The following is a 20,561-nucleotide window of genomic DNA, read 5'->3' on the forward strand; positions in this document are numbered from 1 at the left end:
GTTCGCCGCCGCCACCCAGTTCGTCCGGGAGGAGGACGTCGCCGAGGGCATCTCCTGCGGCCCGGACGTGGACGCGCACGTCGAGGCCGCCGCGCCCGAGGTGCGGGAACGTGGTCAGACGCCGGTCCCGGCGGGGGTCGCGTCGAGGCTGCGGGGCGGCGGTTCGGCGAGCACCCGACGCAGGACACCGCTGAGCGCGGCGTTGACCTCGTCCGGGCGCTCCATCATCAGCATGTGTCCGGCACCAGGGCAGATGGTCAGCTCGGTGGCCGGCAGGGCCGCCGCGATCGACTCGGCGCACGGCGGTGGGGTCAGCCGGTCCCGGTCGCCGACCAGAGCGGCGGCCGGCAGGTGGGCCAGCGCGGCGAGGGTGTCCAGGCGGTGCTGGGCGCCGATGGAGGCGCGGAACCCGCCGATCGAGCGCAGCGAGGCGCGAGCCACCGCCGAGGTCACCAGGCGGAGATCGGACGGGTCGCAGCGGTCGCCGAAGAGCATCCAGCGGATGCTCGGTCGCAACGCGTTCAGCAGAGCCCGGGGCGCCCGCCATGAACCGCATCGGGCCAACACCCCGGCACCTGTCGTCTCGGCCAGCCGGATCAGCCGGGCGATCCGCGGCGAGAGGCCGTAGACGGTGTGCGTGTGCCCCTCCGCGGTGGTCGAGACGAAGACCAGCCCGGCGGTACGGGCGGCGAAGTGCGCGGGGTGGCGGTGGGCGTACTCCATGATCGTCATGCCGCCCATCGAGTGCCCGACCAGGACGACCGGCCCGGTCGGCGCCACCGTGTCGATCACCGTGGCCAGGTCGTCGCCGAGCTGGGCCACTGTGGCAGTGGGCAGCGCCATGCAGCTGGAGTGGCCGTGCCCCCGCGCGTCGTAGGTGACCACCCGCACCGCCCGGCCGACCGACGCCGTGGTGAGCGCCTCCACCTGCCGGTGCCAGGCGCGCCCATCCAGCGTCCAGCCGTGCAGCAGGATGGCTGTCACCTGGGCGTCCGCCGGCCCCGTCACCTCGACGTTGAGCCGTACGCCGTCCGGCATGGTCACCTCGAACCGCTCCGGCATCGCCACCTCCCCAGGGCCGCCCAGCACCACAAGCACCGGGATACCCGGCGGTAACACCGGCTACCCGCCATGAGACCACGCCAATCGCGCCGGGGCGAACATTCCCGACCTCGCCCGTGGTCGTCGGCGGAAGACCAAGCTGAACGGCATGGGGTCCTCGGGAGTGCCCATGGGTGGGACGCCGGGGCAGGGACGGCAGGCCGGCGGTACGCCCCGCGCCGCGCTTGCCGACCTGCTCGCCGGGAACCGGCGGTTCGTCAGCGGCCAGCCGATCCACGGGCACGACGTCACGGCCGCCGCCGCCGCCTCCGGCGACCAGCAGCCGTACGCGGTGGTGCTCGGCTGCATCGACTCGAGGGTGCCGCTGGAGGCGATCTTCGACCAGACGTTCGGGGCGATCTGTGTGATCCGTACCGGCGGGCACGTGCTCGACCGGGCGGTGTGCGGCTCCATCGAGTACGTGGTCGGGCAGCTCGGCGTACCACTGGTGATGGTTCTGGGCCACGAGCGGTGCGGCGCTGTGGGTGCCGCGGTGGACGCGCTGCGCACCGGGGAGCGTCCCGGGGGGTCGCTGGCGTACCTGGTGGACGAGATCGCCCCGGCGGTGACCGGGATCGGGTTCGACGACCCGGCGGTGCACCCGCTGGCGATTCGCCGGCACGTCGGGCGGACGGTGCGCACGTTGCGCGACGACGACCTGCTGGCCGGGCCGGTGGCCGCCGGGCGGGTGGCGGTGACCGGCGGCCTCTACGACCTGGCCACCGGCGAGGTCGCCCTCCTCGACCCGGGCTGACCGCCCCCGGACGCGAAACCGCCCGCCGGGAACTCCCGACGGGCGGTTTCAGATGATGCGGTGGGGGAGGGCTCAGCCCTCGAAGACACCGGCCGCGACGAGGCGCTTCTCGGTGGCCTCCCAGCCGTCACCCGGGTGGGTGGCAGCCAGGTTGTTGATCTCCGCCCGGATCTTGGCGGCGTGGCCGGCGGCGGCCAGCACGCGGATCTCCTCGACGAAGGCGTCCGAGTCGGTGCGCAGGTGCGCGGTCTTGCCGTTGGTCAGGTTCCGCACGTAGGCGTGCTTGCCGCCGTTGAGCGGGATGAGGTACTTGAACTCGCCCAGCACGCTGAGGGCGCCACCCTGGCCAGCCTGGCCGGCCCGGACTGACGCGCGCGCGGTCTTAGAGGTGTTGCTCGCCACGGAGGTACTCCTTGCAAGACGTACGGGAGGACTGGACGTCCGGGGGCTGTGTGCGGGCCGAACGTGGACTCGGCTCGCGTAGGTGTAACGCGGCATAAGCCGCCGGTGGAACTGTACAGGACCACGACATCATGCTGGTCGTCGCGGTGTCCTGAGAGGCAACGGCAGCCACCCGTCCGGCTATTCCACCCGGCGTTTTTTCCGATTCCCTGGCGCACCACGCGTCACAGGAGTCATCATGTGTTGCACGAGCCACCTGGGTGGTCGAGGTCGTAGGGGAAGACGCACCTCGCTCTCCGGGAGGTCACCGTGCCAACGCGTGGCGTCGTATACGTCCACTCGACCCCGCTCGCCGTGTGCTCGCACGTCGAGTGGGCGATCGCGCGCGTCCTAGCCGCGCCGGTCAACCTGCAGTGGACGGCTCAGCCCGTCGACCCCGGCGCACGCCGGGCAGAGTGCGGGTGGACCGGTCGTCCGGGGACGGGCGCCGAGCTGGCTGCTGCCCTACGGCAGTGGCCCATGATCCGTTTCGAGGTCACCGAGGAGCCGAGTCCCGGTGCCGACGGTGAACGCTTCATGTACGTGCCGGCCCGTGGTCTGTTCCGAGCCACCGTCGGCGTGGCCGGCGACATCCAGCTCGGCGAGGACCGGCTACGGACGCTGATGGCGGCATCCCGGGCTCCGGAGGCGCTGGCGCACGCGCTGGACAAGGCGCTGGGCACTGCGTGGGACGCTGACCTGGAGCCCTACCGCTACGCCGGCGACGGCGCGCCGGTGACCTTGCTCACCCGGGTCGGCTGACTCGTCCGCGTGCGGGTCGGGCAACCTGCACGCACGTCGTCGGTGGGCCCTGCGGGCGGAAAGGTCAAGTTGCCCCGATAAGGGGGAACTGATGGGATAGGCCGCGTGTCGAATCGCCCGTGGCGCGCCACCGTCGCAGCCGCCGCCCTGACCGTTCTGCTCGTCTCCGGCTGCTCGAATGCCGCCGAACGCCCGGCCCCGACGCCGAGCCCGTCCGGCACCTCGGCGGCGCCGAGCACCTCCGCCGCGCCACCGGCCAGCGACCCCGCCGCCCGCGCCGCCGCGCTGGTCGCGACGCTGTCCGACGAAGACCTGGTCGGCCAGGTGCTGATGCCGTACGCCTACGGCGACTCGGCGACGAAGGTCTCGGCCGGCTCGGCCGCCGGCAACCAGGCCCTCGCCGGAGTCGACACCCCCGCCGACATGATCAGCAAGTACCGGCTTGGTGGCCTGATCCTGGTCGGCTTCAGCGCCGACGACCCGACCAAGGGCAACCAGGAGACCACGAACGTCGACAACCCGAAGCAGGTGCACGACCTCACCACCGGGCTGCGCGCCGCCGCCGGTCGACTCGCCGCCGGTCCCGCGCCCCTGCTGATCGGCACCGACCAGGAGTACGGCGTCGTCACCCGCGTGACCGACGGGGTCACACTGCTGCCCAGCGCGCTCGCGGCGGGCGCGGCCGGCGACCCGAAGCTGACCGAGGCCGCCTGGCGGGCCGCCGGCGCCGAGCTGGCGGCGATGGGAATCAACGTCGACTTCGCCCCGGTGGCCGACGTGCTGGCCACCCGCAGCACCGTGATCGGATCCCGGTCGTACGGCTCCGATCCGAAGCAGGCCGCCGCGCAGGTCGGCGGCGCCGTCCGTGGCCTGCAGGCGGTCGGGGTCGCGGCCACCCTGAAGCACTTCCCCGGGCACGGCCACAGCGCCGACGACTCGCACCAGGATCTTCCGGTGCTCACCCAGTCCGCCGAGGCGTTGCAGAACGGCGCCTGGCCGCCGTTCACCGCGGGCATGGACGCTGGGGCGATGGCGGTGATGTCCGGCCACCTGGACGCGCGGGCGATCGACCCGGGGACCCCGGCGACGTTCTCGCACAAGCTGCTCACCGACGTCCTGCGCGGCCAGCTCGGTTTCAAGGGCGTGGTGATCACCGACGGCATGAACATGCCGCCCGCGAAGCGCTGGGCGCCCGGCGAGGCGGCGGTCCGCGCGTTGAACGCCGGTAACGACCTCATCCTGATGACCCCGAACGTCGGTCAGGCGTACGACGGGCTGCTCGCCGCGCTGCGCGGCGGCTCACTGCCCCGGACCCGGCTGGTCGAGGCGGTCACCCGGGTGCTGACCATGAAGTTCCGTCTCGCGGAGACCCCGGCCGCGCAGATGTCCACGCTCAACTCCCCGGAGCACCGCGCGGCGGCCGACGCGCTGGCTGCCGCCGCCGTCACCGTGCTGCGGGGCACCTGCGGCAAGGCGGTGGCCGGGCCGATCACCGTCACCTCCTCCGGCGGTCGGGACGGCACCCGGGCCGCGCTCACCGCCGCGCTGACGGCCGCCGGGGCGCAGGTGAAGCCGAGTGGCGGCACTGTCGTGCACCTGGTCGGATACGGCGACGGCGCGAAGGACCTGCGGCCCGACGCGGCGGTCACTGTCGCCATGGACACCCCGTACGTGCTGGCCGGCGCGAAGTCGCCGACGCTGCTGGCCACCTACTCGTCCAGCCGGGCGTCGATGACCGCGTTGGCCGCCGTGCTGGCCGGCAAGGCCAAGCCGAGCGGCAGGTCCCCGGTGGCCGTGCAGGGCCTGCCCGCCACCACCTGCGGCACCTGATCGGTCCTTCGCGCCGCCACCGGCGGCGAAAACGGCTCGCCCCGGCTCGGGGGGGACTGACAGTCTCCAGGGATGGGAGCGGCAGAAGGATTTCGGCACGTGCGACGGGCCGACGGCACTGTGGTCATCACCCATCACGGGCGGGTGGCCGGCACGCTGCGCGGCGGTCGGGCGGCGGAGTTCCTCGCCGAGGTCGACGACGACCCACAGTTGGTGATGGCCCGCTGGACCGGCAACTACCGCCACGGCAACGAGCGCACCGCGAAGCAGCACCCCCGCAACCGGGGCTGAACGAGCAGAACGGGCCACCTCCGATCGGAGATGGCCCGTTCTACGGCAGGCTCAGGGCCGGGCGAAGACCAACGCCACGTTGTGGCCGCCGAAGCCGAACGCGTTGTTCAACGCGGCCGGGATCTCCATGTGGCGGGCCTTGTGCGCGGCGACGTCCAGGGTGAGGCCTGGCTCCGGGTCGTCGAGGTTGATCGTCGGGGGGACGACACTGTCGCGGATCGCCAGGATGGTGGCGATCGACTCCAGCGCGCCGGCCGCACCGAGCAGGTGACCGGTCATCGACTTCGTCGCGGACAGCACCGGGTGGTCACCGAGCGCCTTGTGCAGCCCGCTGATCTCCAGCATGTCCCCGACCGGGGTCGAGGTGGCGTGCGCGTTGACGTGCACGATGTCCCGCTTCGCCACGTCCGCGTCCGCGATCGCCTTGGCGATGGCCCGGATGGCGCCCTCGCCCTCGGCGTGCGGCTGCACGATGTCGTACGCGTCGGAGGTGATACCGGCGCCGGCGAGGCGCGCGTACACCCGGGCGCCCCGGGCAGCCGCGTGCTCGGCGCGCTCCAGCACCACGATGCCGGCGCCCTCGCCGAGGACGAAGCCGTCGCGGCCCCGGTCCCACGGGCGGGAGGCACGCTCCGGCTCGTCATTCCGGGTCGACATGGCCCGCATCGAGCTGAAGCCGGCGATCGGCAGCGGGTGGATGACCGCCTCGGTGCCACCGGCCACCACCACGTCGGCCCGGCCGGAGCGGATGATGTCCAGGCCGAGGGCGATCGCCTCGGCACCGGTGGCGCAGGCGCTGGCCACCGAGTGCACACCGGCCTTCGCGCCCAGCTCCAGACCGACCCAGGCGGCCGGACCGTTCGGCATCAGCATCGGGATGGTGTGCGGGGAGACCCGCCGTGGCCCGGAAGCCTCCAGGATGTCGTCCTGGGCGAGCAGGGTGGTGGCGCCACCGATACCGGAGCCGACGCTGACGGCCAGCCGCTCCCCGTCGAGGTCGGAGCCGGCGAGGCCGGCGTCCGCCCAGGCCTGCTGCGCCGCGATGATCGCGATCGCCTCGGAGCGGTCCAGTCGGCGCAGTCGGACCCGGTCCAGCACCTCGGAGGGCTCCACGGCCAACTGGGCGGCGATCCGGACCGGCAGTTGCGCGGCCCACTCCTGGGTGAGGGCACTCACCCCGGAGCGGCCGGCGAGCATGGCGTCCCAGGTCGACGCGACGTCCCCGCCAAGCGGGGTCGTCGCGCCGAGCCCGGTGACGACGACGTCAGGACGACTCATGATCAGGACTGCGCCGCGATGTAGCTGACGGCGTCACCGACGGTCTTGAGGTTCTGCACCTCGTTGTCCGGGATCTTGACGCCGAACTTCTCCTCGGCGGCGACCACGACCTCAACCATGGAGAGCGAGTCGACGTCGAGGTCGTCGGTGAAGGACTTCCCCTCGGCCACGTCGTCCGGGTTCACCCCGGCAACCTCTTCGAGGATCTCGGCGAGGCCGGTGGTGATCTCGTCACGGGTCATTGCGGTTGGTTCCTTTCATCGGGGTTTCCGGCGGACGGCGTCGCCGACCGCCACTCCTGGACGCGTACGCGCCCGAGGGGGCATCAGGGGCAGCGGACGACCTGACCGGCGTAGGTCAGGCCACCGCCGAAACCGAACAGCAGCACCGGCGCGCCCGAGGGCACCTCCCGGCGCTCGACCAGCTTGGACAGGGCCAGCGGCACGCTCGCCGCGGAGGTGTTGCCGGACTCGACGATGTCCTTCGCGATGATCGCGTTGGGGATGTTGAGTCGCTTGGCGATGCCGTCGATGATCCGGGCGTTGGCCTGGTGCGGCACGAACGCGGCCAGCTCCGACGGGTCGACCCCGGCCCGCTCGCAGGCCTGCAGGGCGAGTGGCGCGATAGCGGTGGTGGCCCAGCGGAACACCGCCTGCCCCTCCTGCTGGACGTACGGGCGCCAGCCCTCGATGCGGACCGCGTCGCTCTTCTCCGGCACCGAACCCCAGACCACCGGCCCGATCCCGGCCGGCTCGTCGTCGGCGGTGGCGGAGACCACGGCGGCGCCGGCACCGTCGGCGAAGATGATGCAGGTGGAGCGGTCGGTCCAGTCGGTGAAGTCGGACAACTTCTCCGCGCCGATGACGATCGCGTTGCGGGACGCGCCGGCCCGGATGGCGTGGTCGACGGTGCCCAGCGCGTACGCGAAGCCGGAGCAGGCGGTGTTGACGTCGAACGCGCCCGGAGCGGTGATGCCCAGCTTGGCGGCGACCCGGCAGGCCACGTTGGGGCTGCGGTCGATGGAGGTGCAGGTGGCCACCACGACCAGGTCGATGTCGGCGGCGGTCAGGCCCGAGTTGGCCAGCGCCTTACCGGCGGCGGCGGCGGCCATGTCGGCCACCGTCTCACTGTCGGCGATCCGCCGGCTGACGATGCCCACCCGGTCCCGGATCCACTCGTCGTTGGTGTCGACGAGCTGCGCGATGTCGTCGTTGGTCACCACCCGGGAGGGTTGGTAGTGCCCCATCGAGACGATGCGACTGCCAGTCATGAGCGACCTCCGATGCGGGCGATCAGGTCCCGTGCGGCCGGCAGGTCGTCCGGGGTGTTCAGGGTGACGATCTCCGGGGCGCCGTCGCCCTTGAGGTCCCGCTTCACCAACCCGGCGAGAGTGCCGGCCGGTGGCAACTCGATCACGCCGGTGACCCCGAGGTCGGCCAGCGTACGCATGCACAGATCCCACCGCACCGGCGCGGTGACCTGACGCACGAGGCGCTGCACCATCTCGGCACCGTTGTCGACCGCCGTGCCGTCGAGGTTCGACAGCAGGAGGCGGGCCGGGTCGGCGGGGGTGATCTCGGCGGCGACCGCGGCGAGCGCGGCCTCGGCCGGGGCCATGTACGGGGTGTGGAACGCTCCGGCCACCTTGAGTCGGATGATCCGCGCCCGCGCGGGCGGCTCGGCGGCGAGTTTGTCGAGCCCGTCCAGCGAACCGGCGGCGACGATCTGCCCGGCGCCGTTGCGGTTGCCCGGGTACAGCCCGTTGGCCTCGATCGCGGCGAGCACCTCGTCGGGGTCGCCGCCGAGCACCGCGGCCATGCCGGTCGGCTCCAGCGCGCACGCGGCCGCCATCTCCCGGCCACGAACCCCGGCGAGGCTGATCGCGGCCTCGGCCGACAGCACGCCGGCCAGGACGGCGGCACCCAGCTCGCCGACGCTGTGACCGGCGGTGAGCGCGACGTCGTCCAACGGCAGGTGTTCGCCGGCGAGCAGCGCCGCGGCGACCAGCAGCGGCTGGGTGCGGGCGGTGTCCTTGATCTCGTCGGCGTCGGCGTCGGTGCCCAGATGCATCAGGTCGACCCCGGCCAGCGCCGACCACTCGCGCAGACGCGCCTCCGTGCCGGTCAGGTCGAGCCAGGGGGTCAGGAAGCCGGGTTTCTGAGAACCCTGGCCGGGACTAAGTACGGCGAGCACGCCTATGACTCTCCCGGATACGCGCGGGTAACGCTGTGCCGCCCCCGACCAAACCGCACTAGGACCTTTGGAGGTTTCCTACAAAGATCGGCGGGGATCATCCTCGTTTTGAGCCGTTTTCCGGGTGGCCGGGGTCATTGTCTGAGTCGGGACCGGTGAGGTGATCGGGGCGACCGGATCCAACCGGCCCACGGTCAGCGCGACCTGGAGAGCGAACGCGTCCCGGGGAGACAACGGCGAGAAGCCGGTCACCTCGGCGATCCGCCGCAACCGGTACCGCACGGTGTTCGGGTGGACGAACAGGGCCCGCGCGGCGCTCTCCAGCGTGCCGCCAGCGGCCAGGAACGCGTCCAGGGTCGCCAACAGTTCACCACCGGCGCGCACCAGCGTCGCGTACACGTCGTGCCGCAACCGTCGGCGGGCCTCGGCGTCGCCCGCGAGAGCCCGCTCCGGCAACAGGTCGGCGGCCGGCACCGGCCGGGGGGCGCTCGGCCAGGCCGGCGCCGCCCGGAAACCGGACAACGCCGCCCGTGCCGACTCGGTCGCCTCGTCCAGGCTCGGCACCGCAGGCCCGACCACCACCGGGCCGTCCCCGAACGCGCTCAGCAACTTGGCCGTGGCGGTCATCGGATCCGCCGCGCCACCCAGCACGATCACCAGCCGGTCGCCGTGGACACCACCGATCACCTCCACGCCGATCCGGCGGGCCTGCCGGTAGACCACGTGCAGCACCGCGGAGACCTCCCCTCCGGGTGACCGACCGACAGCCACCGCCACCGGCGGCGCGTCCGCCCAGCCGAGAGCGGCGGCCCGACTGGCCAGCACGTCCGGGGAGTCACCGCGCAGCAGCGCGTCGACCAGCAGGGCCTGCAACCGGGCGTCCCAGGCACCACGCGACTCGGCGGCCCGCGCGTACACGCGGGCGGCGGCGAACGCGATCTCCCGGGAGAAGCGCAGCACCGCCTCGCGTAGTTGCTGCTCCTCGCCCTCGGCGGCCAGGTGCGACACCTGCTCCTCGACCACGTCGATGGTCACCTTGATCAACGCCACGGTCTGCTGGAGGGTGATCGAGCGGGCCAGCGCCTGCGGAGCGGCGGCGAAGACCTCGTCCGAGACCTCCTGGGTGCTGTCCGCCGTGCCCCCGCCGTCCTGCAACCACTGCACCAGAGACCGGGCGCCGGCCTGGGCCACCAACATCACCCAGGAGCGCTGGTCGGCCGGCAGCGCCCGGAACCACGGCAGGGTCTCGTCCATCCGGGCCACGCTGGAGGTGGCCAGCGCCCCCGCCGAACGTTCGATCCGGCGCAGCGTGGCCGACAGCTCTCCACCGCCCGGCGTGCTCACCGCCCTAGCCTGACACGTTCTGAGCAGGCCATCCACGTCGGCACCGGTCAGCCGGTAGCGGCGAGGGCTTTCCGGCCGGCACCCTTGACCGACGCCTTCAGCGCTCCTTCGGGGCTGTGCAGCAGGCACCCCACGCTGAGGGCGCCCGCCTGCCACTCTGGCTCGCCCTCCGGGGTGAACCAGAACAGCTGGAACCGGCCCTCCACGTCGGTCTCCGACACCCCGACGTACCGGGAGACGGTGGCCCGGCACCCCGCGTGCCTGACGTCGTCGGTCAACGTCTCGACCTCCGGCCCTGCCCGCCAGATGCCGGCGAACTCGGTGTCGTGCGGCCCCGTGCAGGAGGCGGGTGGCAGGTCGCCGGACTCGGTCGGATTGTTGAAGCACGTGTACCGGAACGGCGAGTCGCCGGTCAGGGCACCGCGCAGGCTGTTCGCCCTGGGGTTGGGGAACCACCGGTCCACCGCGTGCATCTCCAGCAGGTCGCAGCGGTACCACCGCTCACCCGCCTTCCAGCGCTCAGCCGACGGGACCAGCGTCCGCATCGCCAGCCGTGACTCGCGCCACTCGCCGCCCAGGAAGACGGCGGCATCGGCGTCGCAGGCCTCGTACAGCCGGGAGATCCCCTCGGTGCCGGCGGCCGGCGGCGCCGACGCGGCACCCTCCGCGCCGGTGATCCGCCCGACCAGGAACGTCTCCACCTCGTGTTTCGAGGAGCAGGGAATCGGGAGGTACGCCTCGGGACTGCGTTCGTCGCCGGCGGTGGCGTGGCACACCCCCGCCGAAGGGACGAAGGTCGAGGTCGCCTTCGCGGAGGGGCCGCCGTCACAACCGCTTGCCCCGATGGTCAGCGCCACGAGGATCGCCGAGCCCCATGAACGTCGCACGTCGTCCCCGTCCTGAGCGGCCGCCATCGGCGTGAATGCCGAACAGCGTACGACGGGTTGACGATCATCATCGTCCAGGGTGGACAGCCGTGGGGCTCACGGGTGCGGGGGAGGGGGCAGGCCCAGCTCCTGGGCCAGGATCGCGGCCTGCACCCGGCTCCGCAGGTCCAGCTTCGCCAGGATCCGGCTCACGTGCGTCTTGGTGGTGCTCTCCGCCAGCACCAGCCGGTCGGCGATCTGCTGGTTGGACAGACCCAGGCCGAGGCAGGCCAGCACGTCCCGCTCACGCGGGGTGAGGGTGTCCAGCGCGGCCCGGGTGGCGGCCGACGCGGTCGGCGCGGTGGCCGCGAAAGCGGTGATCAACCGGCGCGTCACGGCGGGAGCGATGAACCCGTCGCCACGCGCCACCGTACGCACCGCGTCCACCAGACCGTCGGCGTCGGTGTCCTTCAGCAGGAACCCGGCCGCGCCGGCCCGCAACGCGCCGAAGACGTACTCGTCGAGGTCGAAGGTGGTGAGCACCAGCACGTCGGCGAGCGCGTCGGTGACGATCTCCCGGGTCGCGGAGATCCCGTCCCGGCGAGGCATGCGGACGTCCAGCACCGCCACGTCCGGGCGCAGCTCCCGGCACAACCGCACCGCTTCCTCGCCGTCGGCCGCCTCGCCGACCACCTCGACGCCCGGGGAACCGTCCAGGATCAGGGCCAGGCCGGCACGTACCGCCGGCTGGTCGTCCGCGAGCACCACCCGCACCGTCGCCGCCCCCACCGTGCTGCTCACCGGCCCTCCCCGATGGGCAGCGCGGCTCGGACCTGCCAGCGGCCGTCGTGCGGTCCGGCGCTGAACCGGCCGGCCAGCAGGGTGGCCCGCTCCCGCATCCCGATCAGCCCGGCACCGGCGCCGGGTAGCCCGGCCCCGTCCCGGCGCACCGGGTTCTCCACCGTCAGCACCACCTCCGCCGGTCGGTACGCGATCGTCAGGTCCGCCTCACCAGTGCCGTGCTTGAGCGCGTTGGTCAGGGACTCCTGCACGATCCGGTACGCGGCGAGGTCCACCCCCACCGGCAGCGGCCCCGGCGCGCCGTCGGTGCGCACCCGCACCGCGAGGCCGGCGGCCCGGACCCGCTCGACCAGCTCGTCCGTCTCGGCGAGCCGCGCGCTGACCAACTCCGGCACCGCCGTGCCGTCACCCCCCGGCGGCGGCCCGCCCCCGGTCCCCGGCTCGCGAAGCACCTCGATCATCTGACGCATCTCGGCCAGGCCCTGCACGCTGCTCTCCCGGATCACCCGCAACGCCGACTCGACCTGGTCGCGATCCAGCCCGGGCACGGACAACACGGCGGTGGCGTGGATGGCCACCGCGCTGAGGTGGTTGGCGACCACGTCGTGCAGCTCCCGGGCCATCCGGGCCCGCTCCGCGCTGACCGCCTGCCGCCGATCCAACTCGACCAGGCGGGCGGTCTGCTCGGCCCGGGCCCGTTCGGCGGCAGCCTGGTCGCGGTACTGCCGCACGCTGATCCCGGTCAGGACCGGCAGCAGGCCGACGAGCACCACCAGCACCCCGATGGCCACCCCGCTCCACTGGTCGGTGAGGACCACGCCGACGATCGCACCGACCACGCTCAGCCCGATGGTCGCCCGCAGCAGCCACCGCCACAGCCGGGGCGGGCCGTAGACGCAGGCGTCGTAGAGCACCTGGGTGTAGATCAGGATCGTCCCCAGCGAGCCGCCGAGCGCGATGTCCACCACCACCGCCACGGTGCCGACGGCGAGGCTGGCGCGCGGGGCGACGAGGCGCAGGCCCACGGCGACGCACATCGCCAGCAGCGGCGGCAGGAACAGGACCGCGGGCACGTCCGGGTGCGGACGGATCTGCGGTTGCCAACCGAGGGTCCACAGCACCAGGCCGCCGGCCAGCGACACGCCCGCCAGCGCCAGATCCCGGCTGCGGGTGCCGGAGCCGAGCCACTGTGGCAGACGCATGCCCCGATCCCACCACAGCCGCACCCGGTCGGACTCCGACCGGGGGAGGACGCCCCCGCCCCCGGCATGCGCCGAAAGGGGTACGCGGAAAGCGCCCCGATGAGCGAACAATGATCATCATGAGTGATGGGGAAGCTCGGGCCGCGCTGGCTCGTGAGATCGACGCCACCTGCCGGCTGACGGGAACGTTCGTGCTCCGCTCCGGGCGGACCGCCGACGAGTACTTCGACAAGTACCGCTTCGAGGCCGATCCTCGCCTGCTGGACCGGGTGGCCGCCCAGCTGGCAACCCTCGTTCCGACGGACACCGAGGTGCTCGCCGGGTTGGAGATGGGCGGGATCCCGGTGGTGACCGCGCTCGCTCGGCACACCGGGCTGCCCTGCGCCTTCGTCCGCAAGAGCGCCAAGCCGTACGGGACGGCCCGGTTGGCCGAGGGCGCCGAGCTGGTCGGCCGGCGGGTACTCGTGGTCGAGGACGTGGTCACCTCCGGCGGTCAGGTGGTCATCTCGACGGGCCAACTACGCGAACTGGGTGCCCGGGTGGAGCACGCGCTCTGCGTCATCGACCGGGTCGAGGGTGGGGCGCAGGCGCTTGCCGGTCACGGCGTGACGCTGCGGGCGCTCTTCACCCGGGCTGACCTGGAAGCTCGTCGCACCCACTGACCGGCGGGCCGCCCCGGTCGCGGCCCCTCGGGTGAACGGCGCGGAAAGAAGCTGTGAACTGCGCAAGCGGTCCCGCGCTCACCGTCGTCTTCGTGGGCCGCCCGGTCGAGTGGCCGGGTACGCCGTGCACGGCCCGTCGGTCGCGGCCAGTACGGTGACAGGGCACGTCGGGGAGCACCCGGGGGTAGACGAACGTGAGGAGACCGGGGATGGCGCACGGGGAGGCCGAGCACGGCTGCGCCCAGGGCGAGCCCTGCCGGCCGGGGCACCACGACCCGCAGACGGCCGGTAAGCACCGCCGCTCGGTCGGCGGCGCACCATCGCACCCGGGGGAGCCGCTCGCCGGTCGGGCCGACGACGAGACCCCTCTTCCGCGTCAGCGCTCCGGCGAGCCCACCGCCCTCGGTGAGCCCGACGTCGACGTCCCGGCTGGTTGCCTCAGCGAACTTCCCGGCTGGGCCGGGGCGCATCGGCACGGCCCAGTCCGGCCGCGTCCGCGCGCCGCCCGCCGCGAACGCCCACCCCGCCGCTGGTGCTGATCACCGCCCGCCGCTGACCGGCCGGTGCGGCTGTTCAGCGCGTACGACGGCGGATCAGCAGGGCGATCCCGGCGAGGCCGACGGTGATGGTGAGCATCACCCCGACGTTGAGCAGCAGCAGCCGTTGCAGGTCGCCGAGCGCCTCGTCGAGATCCTTGGCGGGGTCGAGAGTGTCCTCCGGGAGCACCCGCTCGCCGCCACCCACGCCGCCGCTGACCGTGTCGAACTGCCGCTCCAGCGGCACGCCCGCGGTGCGCAGGGTCTCGGACATGCTGAGTCGACCCAGGAACCAGCCGGCGCTGGTCTTGCGGCCGTCCGGCTGCTTCGCCGGCCGGAAGACCCGAGGGCCACCGACCGCCTTCGGATACAGGTCGTACGTCTGCTTCGGCGTCTCCCCGGCGAGCACCACGACCGTGTACTTCGGACCGAGGTCGGCGGGCTTCGGGCCGCTGGCCATGCCGGTACGGCCGAGGAAGTTGACCTGGTCGATGACCGCGCCCACGTGGGCGGGCTGCGTTTCCGTGCGCAACTGCAGCGGCGCGGACAGCCCCACGCCGGTGATGTCCACTCCGGCGGGTGGAGGCTTCGGCGCGGCCGAGGCCGGGCCCGTGGTGCCGAGTGACAGCAGCGCCGTCGCCAGCGTGCCCGCCAGCACGGCGGCCAACCGCCTCATCTGTCGGACCATCCCGCCTCCTCGCCCCGTTCGATGGAGTGCATCGCTGTGACGTCCAGACCGGTCTGCCGGCCGGCACCGACCGGATGGTCGGCGTCACCCTTACAGACTCCGGGGAACGTCGATGAGTTGCAGCTTGTGGAACAGTAATTGGAACTATCTGCGATCTCGGCTCGACTAATGAGGAGCCGTTTGATCAGCGGGCGGATCGTACCCTTACGGAGGGGTTCATGGGGGGCAGGGTTACACGTGCGGCGCGGGTAGTGCCAGTGGTGCTCGGCGTGGCGTTCGGTGTGTCGTTTCTGGTGCCACCGACGCCGGCGGCCGCGCACAACTCGTTGACCGGCAGCGATCCGCGTGACGGCGCCCGAGTCGCGACGGCGCCTGCCCGGATCGAGCTGCGTTTCCTCGCCAAGCCGGCACCGGCAACGACGAAGATCACAATAACCGGGCCGGACAATGTGGTCGCTGGCGGCCCACCGGTCTTCGACGGCAGTCGGGTGCGGGTGCCGTTCACGCCGGCGGCGGCGGGTCTCTACATCGTGGGCTACCAGCTCGCGTCCTCCGACGGGCACCCGGTGAAGGGCGAAGTGCGGTTCACCCTCACGACCGGCACCGCCGCCAATCCGTCCGCCTCGCCGTCGGCCGCTGGCGGCGCCGCCCCGACCGCCGCCGCGGGTCCGACCGCCAGCGGGACGTCGACCACGACGCCGGCCGCCACCGCGACCCCGGCGGGCAGCCCGGTGCCGGCCGCGCAGGAGGGCAGCCAGGTGCGCGGCTGGCTGTGGACGATCGCGGCGGCTCTGCTGGTGGGTGGGCTGGTCGTCGGGTTGCAGCGGTGGCTCCGGGCCCGACGTCGCTGACCGGCCGGGCACGAGCCTGGCCGGCCGACGGCGGAGACGGCCCGGGTGTGTCGGTGTTCGGGGGTCAGACCAGGCGTAGGCGGGCGGCGCGCATCCGGGTCAGGGTGCGCTCGCGGCCGAGCACCTCCAGCGACTCGAACAGCGGCAGACCCACGGTGCGGCCGGTGACCGCGACCCGCACGGGTGCCTGCGTCTTGCCGAGCTTGAGGCCACGCTCGGCGCCGACCGCCTCCAGCGTCGACTTCAGCGACTCGGCATCCCAGGACTCCAGCGCCTCGAAGGCCGCGACCGCGTCGTCCAGCAGTTCGGCGGAGCCGTCCTTCATCGTCTTGGTCCACGCGGCCTCGTCGATCAACGGCGAGGCGAGGAAGAGGAAGTCGACGTTCGACACGATCTCGCTGAGCACCGCGATCCGCGTCTGGGCCAGCGGGGCGACCGCTGCGAACGCGTCGGCGTCGAACTCCTCGGGCTGCCACGGCGGTGGCGCGATCGTCCCGGTGCCGGTCAGCCACGGCTGGCAGGCGTCGACGAACTCGGCGACCGGCAGGGCGCGGATGTATTCGCCGTTGAACGCGCGCAGCTTCTTCTCGTCGAAGAACGCCGAGGAGAGGTTGACCTCGTCCAGCCGGAACTCGTCCTCGATGACCGACCAGGGGACGATCTCCCGGTCGCCGGAGGGGGCCCAGCCGAGCAGCATCAGGTAGTTGCGCATCGCGCCGGCGAGGTAACCCTCGTCGCGGTACGCCTCCAGGGCGACCTTGTCCCGGCGCTTGGAGAGCTTCTGCCGCTTCTCGTTGACCACCACCGGCACGTGCGCCCAGATCGGCGGCTTGACCCCGAGGGCTTCCCAGAGCAGCTGCTGCTTGGGGGTGTTGGGCAGGTGCTCCTCGGCCCGGATCACGTGGGTGATCCCCATGGTCATGTCGTCGACGACGTTGGCCAGCAGGAAGACCGGCGACCCGTCGCCCCGGGCGATCACGAAGTCCTCGATGAGCTTGTTTTCGAAGGTGGGCTCGCCGCGGATCAGGTCGACCACCACCGTGGCGCCCTCGTCGGGCGTACGGAAGCGCAGGGCGTGCCCCGGGCCCGGGCCGAGGCCACGGTCGCGGTGGTAGCCGTCGTAGCCCTGGTACTGCGAGCCGGTGCGCGCCTGCACGTCCTCACGGGTGCAGTCGCAGTAGTAGGCGCGACCCGACTCGTAGAGGCGGGCCGCGGCGGCCCGGTGCTCGCCGGCGTTCTCCGACTGGAAGTACGGGCCCTCGTAGCTGCCCCGGGAGATGCCGATCCAGTCCAGCGCGGAGAGGATGCCCTCGGTCCACTCGGGCTTGTTGCGCGCCGCGTCGGTGTCCTCGATGCGCAGTACGAACACCCCGCCCTGCTGCTTGGCGTAGATCCAGTTCTGCAGCGCCGAGCGGGCGCCGCCGACGTGGAACATACCGGTCGGGGAGGGGGCGAAGCGCACACGTACCGTCACGCCTCCAGCCTACGGCGACCGTCGACAGGATTCCGCCACGGCCCCCTGACTCAGGGCACCGAGCGGATCTTGACCACCAGCACGCTGCCGATCAGGGTGACCACGGCGGTGACCGCGTAGAGCGTGGGGTAGCCGCCCAGGTACACCACGAGCGGGGCGGAGAGCGCCGGGCCGAGCACCTGCGGCGCCGAGTTCGCGATGTTGATGACGCCCAGGTCCTTGGCCCGGTCGGTGGCCCGGGGCAGCACCTGCGTGATCAACGCGGCGTCCACCGAGAGGTAGACGCCGTAGCCCGCCCCGAGCAGCAGCGCGGCGACGATCGCCATCGGCCAGACCGGCGCGACAGCGAGCAGCAGCGCCGCCACCGCCATGATCAGCCCGGACGCGATCACGTAGATCTTGCGGCGTCCGGAGCGGTCCGACATCCGGCCGGCGACCACGGCGGTCAGCATCATGCCGAGCGTGTAGAGCAGGATCAGCACCAGCAGCGAGCCCTCGGGGTCGGGGTGGCGTACCCCGTCGGTGAGGAAGTACAGCAGGTAGAGGGTGCCCAGGGCGTTGCCGAGCTGGACCAGGAACCGGGTGATCCAGGCCCAGGCGAAGTCCGGGTGCCGACGCGGGTCGATCCACATCGAGGCCAGCAGCGCCCGCGCGCGCAGCGCCGGCTGATGCGTACGCGGCAGCGGCTCGTCGGGGGTGAACAGCGCGAACGGCAGCGACAGCAGCAGGACGGCCACGGCGATGGCCAGGTAGCCGGCGGTGTTGCCGGTGACCACTGCGGTGACCAGCACCGCCCCGAGCACCAGCCCCAGCGCCTGCGGGATGCCCACCCAACCCGAGACGCCACCACGTTGCGCCACCGGCACCCGGTCCGGGATGGCGGCGGTGAGGCTGGCCAGCATCGCGTTGAAGCAGACCTGGGCGGCGACCCAGCCGAGGGCGACCCCCAGGATGGTCCGCTGCTGGGCCAGCAGCACCAGGGCCGCTGCGCCGAGCACCGCTCCGCCCGCGGTCCAGACGTGCCGCCGACCGAACTCGCGGCCGGCCACGCGCAGACAGGTCCGGTCGGAGAACGCGCCCGCGAGCGGGTTGGCGAGCACCGCCGCCAGAGCGCCGAGGCCGGTGACCACGGCCAGCATGTTCTCCTTGTCGCCGGGCGCGATCTGCTCGATCTGCTGGGGCAGCAGCACTTGGATGGGCGTGAAGAACGCCATCCAGACGCCGAGGTTCGCGGCGAAGATCAGCCCGATCCAGCCGCGCCGCACCGGCACTGTCGGCTCGGCGAGCGCCGCCGGCAGCGACGCCGGCGTCGGGTCGAGGGTGGTCACCGCGCCGACCCCGGCCGGCTGGCCGCGATGACGTCCCGCAGCCAGGTGTACGACGACTTCGGCGTACGGGTCTGGGTGGCGTAGTCGACGTGCACGAGGCCGAAGCGTTTGGTGAACCCCTCGGCCCACTCCCAGTTGTCCAGCAGCGACCAGACGAAGTACCCGCGCACGTCGACCCCGTCGTCGATGGCGGCGCGTACCGCCCGCAGGTGTCCGTCCAGGTACGCGATCCGCTCCGGGTCGACCACCTGCCCGTCCGCGTCCGGCGCGTCGTCGTACGCGCACCCGCTCTCGGTGATCTCGATGGGCGGCAGCGCGTCGCCGTAGGTGTCACGCAGCCAGCCGAGCAGCTCGTGCAGCCCGTCGGGGGCCACCGGCCAGTCGAAGGCGGTGCGCGGGTAGCCGCCCAACGGGACCAGGTCGAACGGGAGCGGAGAGCCCTCCTCGGCAGCGCGTACACCGGTGGGGTTGTAGTAGTTGACCCCGAGCACGTCGATCGGTGTGGCGATCGTGTCGAGGTCGCCGGGCTGGACGATGCCCGGGTCGAGGCCGGGCAGCTCCGGGTAGCCGCGTCCGAGCAGCGGATCGGTGAAGAGTCGGTTGTGCAGCGCCTCGTACGCGGCACCGGCGGCCCGGTCGGCGTCGCTGTCGTCGAGCACCCGCACCGGGGAGTAGTTGTTGGCGATCGCCACCGGGCTGGCGGAGTGGGCCCGCAGCGCGGCGACAGCGAGTCCGTGCCCGAGCAGTTGGTGGTGGGCGACCGGAAAGGCGTCGAAGAGCAGCATCCGGCCGGGGGCGTGCACGCCCATCCCGTACCCCATGCTCATGTGGATGAACGGCTCGTTCAGGGTGATCCAGAGCCGGACCCGGTCGCCGAGTCGGGCGGCGGTCAGATCGGCGTAATCGGCGAATCGGGCGGCGGTGTCGCGGTGCAGCCAGCCGCCGACGTCTTCGAGTGGTTGGGGCAGATCCCAGTGGTAGAGGGTCGCCACCGGGTCGATGCCGGCGGCCAGGAGGTCGTCCACCAGCCGGTCGTAGAAGTCCAGGCCGGGCGCGTTGGCCGGGCCGGCGCCGGTGGGCTGCACCCGGGGCCAGGCGATGGAGAACCGGTACGCGGAGACGCCCAGCCCGGCGAGCAACGCGACGTCCTCGGTGTGCCGGTGGTAGTGGTCGCAGGCCTCCGCACCCGTGCTGCCGTCGCTGATCCGGCCGGGCGAGTGCGCGAACGTGTCCCAGATGGACGGACCGCGCCCGTCGGCGGTGGCGGCGCCCTCGATCTGGTGGGCCGATGTGGAGACGCCCCAGCGGAAGCCGGTGGGGAACTGGGGCATAGGTGCGGTCGACATGCGCCCTCCCGGTCAACGTGAAACGTGTTCGGGACTTTAAAGCGCTCTCGATGAATGCGCCATAGGCCGGCCTGCCGCAATCCGCAATGGTTGATCGGCGTGTCTTTTTCCAAACCCGTCCAGGTAAGTCCGATTTAGCGCATAGAGTGCCGATATCGTGGGATGTCCTCACCGGAGGAAGACGGAAATGATCCTCGTTGAACGCAGTGCGCACGTGGCGGCGCCAATTGAAGTTGTCTGGGATGTCGTCCAGCGGGCCGAGCAGTTGCCGGCCTGGCTGGCGGGGGTTCGCGCGGCCGAAGTGCTCTCGGGGGAGGGCTTCGGACGGCGGCAACTGGTCCAGGCGGGGCGCGGCTCGGCGCATGAGGCCGAGGTGATCGCCTACCAGGAGCCGACGCTGATCGGCTGGCGGGAACGGGCCAAGGGGGCGGGAGCTCGGGCGGAGGCACGCACCGAGATCTACGTCCAGCTCACCACCGACGAGGAGGAGGGCGGGACCGTCGTGCGGCTCATCGTGGTCCGCTGGCCGGCCGGGCCGGTCAAGGCAGCCCTGCTGCGCCTCGGACTGCGCCGGGTCGGCGCCGACCTGGAGGACTCGCTGGCCCGGCTCACCGACCTGGCCGCCGTCGGCTGACGAGAGCCCATCCTCCCGGCGTCACCCGCGACGGCGGTGGTCCGGATCCCCGCCAGGGACCCCGGACCCCCGCCGCTGCCGTTCCCGCCCACGTCGGGAGCGGCTCGGGCTGGACGACTCGGTGGCGGCGTTGCGGTCCGGGCGCATCGACGCGTTCTTCTTCTCCGGCGGGTTGCCGG

The 20,561-nt window shown here is 72.5% G+C and carries 21 protein-coding genes and 1 pseudogene; 8 read left to right on the plus strand and 14 right to left on the minus strand.

Annotated elements, in window-relative coordinates; translation table 11 throughout:
• Positions 1-114 precede the first annotated feature (114 nt).
• A complete protein-coding gene (locus ACWCO3_RS13290; RefSeq protein WP_450010086.1) occupies positions 115-1,062 on the minus strand; it encodes an alpha/beta fold hydrolase in 948 nt (315 codons plus the stop codon).
• Between the two features lie 169 nt (positions 1,063-1,231).
• On the opposite strand from ACWCO3_RS13290, the gene ACWCO3_RS13295 reads away from it, so the two are divergent.
• Positions 1,232-1,855, plus strand: a complete 624-nt coding sequence (locus ACWCO3_RS13295) for a carbonic anhydrase (protein WP_145779535.1) — start codon at positions 1,232-1,234, stop codon at positions 1,853-1,855.
• Between the two features lie 72 nt (positions 1,856-1,927).
• On the opposite strand, the gene ACWCO3_RS13300 is transcribed toward ACWCO3_RS13295, so the two are convergent.
• Complete coding sequence (locus ACWCO3_RS13300; RefSeq protein ID WP_030330285.1) at positions 1,928-2,257, minus strand: hypothetical protein; 330 nt, start codon at positions 2,255-2,257, stop codon at positions 1,928-1,930.
• A gap of 309 nt (positions 2,258-2,566) precedes the next feature.
• Between ACWCO3_RS13300 and ACWCO3_RS13305 the strand changes: the two genes are divergently transcribed.
• From ACWCO3_RS13305 to ACWCO3_RS13315, 3 genes are all read left to right on the plus strand, one after another.
• Positions 2,567-3,058: a DUF3145 domain-containing protein gene (locus ACWCO3_RS13305; RefSeq protein ID WP_030330284.1), complete on the plus strand. Its 492-nt coding sequence runs from the start codon at positions 2,567-2,569 to the stop codon at positions 3,056-3,058.
• Between the two features lie 96 nt (positions 3,059-3,154).
• Positions 3,155-4,888 carry a glycoside hydrolase family 3 protein gene (locus ACWCO3_RS13310; protein ID WP_358166427.1) on the plus strand — a complete coding sequence of 578 codons (1,734 nt, stop codon included), beginning with the start codon at positions 3,155-3,157 and terminating at the stop codon, positions 4,886-4,888.
• A gap of 99 nt (positions 4,889-4,987) precedes the next feature.
• Positions 4,988-5,179, plus strand: a complete 192-nt coding sequence (locus ACWCO3_RS13315; RefSeq protein ID WP_244311591.1) for a hypothetical protein — start codon at positions 4,988-4,990, stop codon at positions 5,177-5,179.
• A 51-nt stretch (positions 5,180-5,230) separates the two neighbouring features.
• Here the strand turns inward: ACWCO3_RS13315 and fabF are convergent, their stop codons facing one another.
• From fabF to ACWCO3_RS13355, 8 genes and pseudogenes are all read right to left on the minus strand, one after another.
• Positions 5,231-6,457, minus strand: a complete 1,227-nt coding sequence (gene fabF / locus ACWCO3_RS13320) for a beta-ketoacyl-ACP synthase II (RefSeq protein WP_358166398.1) — start codon at positions 6,455-6,457, stop codon at positions 5,231-5,233.
• 2 nt (positions 6,458-6,459) lie between these two features.
• Positions 6,460-6,699, minus strand: a complete 240-nt coding sequence (locus ACWCO3_RS13325; protein WP_030330276.1) for an acyl carrier protein — start codon at positions 6,697-6,699, stop codon at positions 6,460-6,462.
• Between the two features lie 83 nt (positions 6,700-6,782).
• Positions 6,783-7,727 carry a beta-ketoacyl-ACP synthase III gene (locus ACWCO3_RS13330; RefSeq protein ID WP_145779539.1) on the minus strand — a complete coding sequence of 315 codons (945 nt, stop codon included), beginning with the start codon at positions 7,725-7,727 and terminating at the stop codon, positions 6,783-6,785.
• Positions 7,728-7,732: 5 nt separating this feature from the next.
• A pseudogene (locus ACWCO3_RS13335) lies at positions 7,733-8,650 on the minus strand (ACP S-malonyltransferase); the annotation flags it as partial.
• 78 nt (positions 8,651-8,728) lie between these two features.
• The gene (locus tag ACWCO3_RS13340; RefSeq protein WP_423437289.1) at positions 8,729-10,045 is read right to left on the minus strand and encodes a PucR family transcriptional regulator; all 1,317 of its coding nucleotides are present in this window, start codon (positions 10,043-10,045) and stop codon (positions 8,729-8,731) included.
• A complete protein-coding gene (locus ACWCO3_RS13345) occupies positions 10,042-10,881 on the minus strand; it encodes a septum formation family protein (protein ID WP_450010090.1) in 840 nt (279 codons plus the stop codon). The genes ACWCO3_RS13340 and ACWCO3_RS13345 overlap by 4 nt, the downstream gene beginning before the upstream one ends.
• Positions 10,882-10,977: 96 nt before the next feature.
• Positions 10,978-11,661, minus strand: coding sequence for a response regulator (locus ACWCO3_RS13350; RefSeq protein WP_450010092.1), 684 nt, complete (start codon positions 11,659-11,661; stop codon positions 10,978-10,980).
• Entirely contained in the window at positions 11,658-12,863 is a 1,206-nt protein-coding gene (locus ACWCO3_RS13355; protein ID WP_450010093.1) for a sensor histidine kinase, read from the minus strand. Before ACWCO3_RS13355 ends, ACWCO3_RS13350 begins: the two co-directional genes overlap by 4 nt.
• Positions 12,864-12,982: 119 nt before the next feature.
• Between ACWCO3_RS13355 and pyrE the strand changes: the two genes are divergently transcribed.
• Both pyrE and ACWCO3_RS13365 read left to right on the plus strand, forming a co-directional pair.
• Positions 12,983-13,525 (plus strand): orotate phosphoribosyltransferase, encoded by a 543-nt coding sequence (gene pyrE, locus ACWCO3_RS13360; RefSeq protein WP_450010095.1) that lies wholly within the window; start codon positions 12,983-12,985, stop codon positions 13,523-13,525.
• Positions 13,526-13,734: 209 nt separating this feature from the next.
• Positions 13,735-14,064 carry a hypothetical protein gene (locus tag ACWCO3_RS13365; protein WP_450010097.1) on the plus strand — a complete coding sequence of 110 codons (330 nt, stop codon included), beginning with the start codon at positions 13,735-13,737 and terminating at the stop codon, positions 14,062-14,064.
• A gap of 34 nt (positions 14,065-14,098) precedes the next feature.
• Here the strand turns inward: ACWCO3_RS13365 and ACWCO3_RS13370 are convergent, their stop codons facing one another.
• Positions 14,099-14,749 (minus strand): hypothetical protein, encoded by a 651-nt coding sequence (locus tag ACWCO3_RS13370; RefSeq protein WP_450010099.1) that lies wholly within the window; start codon positions 14,747-14,749, stop codon positions 14,099-14,101.
• 218 nt (positions 14,750-14,967) lie between these two features.
• Here ACWCO3_RS13370 and ACWCO3_RS13375 point away from each other — a divergent pair, with 218 nt between their 5' ends.
• On the plus strand, positions 14,968-15,600 hold the full coding sequence (locus ACWCO3_RS13375) for a copper resistance CopC family protein (protein WP_450010101.1): 633 nt from the start codon (positions 14,968-14,970) through the stop codon (positions 15,598-15,600).
• A gap of 64 nt (positions 15,601-15,664) precedes the next feature.
• Here ACWCO3_RS13375 and gltX read toward each other — a convergent pair whose 3' ends face one another.
• From gltX to ACWCO3_RS13390, 3 genes are read right to left on the minus strand one after another with little or no spacing between them, the layout of a single operon-like run.
• Positions 15,665-17,074, minus strand: coding sequence for a glutamate--tRNA ligase (gene gltX / locus ACWCO3_RS13380; protein ID WP_355023405.1), 1,410 nt, complete (start codon positions 17,072-17,074; stop codon positions 15,665-15,667).
• A 50-nt stretch (positions 17,075-17,124) separates the two neighbouring features.
• Positions 17,125-18,402 carry an MFS transporter gene (locus ACWCO3_RS13385; RefSeq protein ID WP_450010104.1) on the minus strand — a complete coding sequence of 426 codons (1,278 nt, stop codon included), beginning with the start codon at positions 18,400-18,402 and terminating at the stop codon, positions 17,125-17,127.
• Positions 18,399-19,748 (minus strand): GH1 family beta-glucosidase, encoded by a 1,350-nt coding sequence (locus tag ACWCO3_RS13390; protein ID WP_450010105.1) that lies wholly within the window; start codon positions 19,746-19,748, stop codon positions 18,399-18,401. Before ACWCO3_RS13390 ends, ACWCO3_RS13385 begins: the two co-directional genes overlap by 4 nt.
• Before the next feature lie 187 nt (positions 19,749-19,935).
• On the opposite strand from ACWCO3_RS13390, the gene ACWCO3_RS13395 reads away from it, so the two are divergent.
• The gene (locus ACWCO3_RS13395; RefSeq protein WP_088949558.1) at positions 19,936-20,382 is read left to right on the plus strand and encodes an SRPBCC family protein; all 447 of its coding nucleotides are present in this window, start codon (positions 19,936-19,938) and stop codon (positions 20,380-20,382) included.
• Positions 20,383-20,561: the final 179 nt, after the last annotated feature.

The sequence above is a fragment of the Micromonospora sp. NPDC002411 genome, assembly GCF_053592955.1.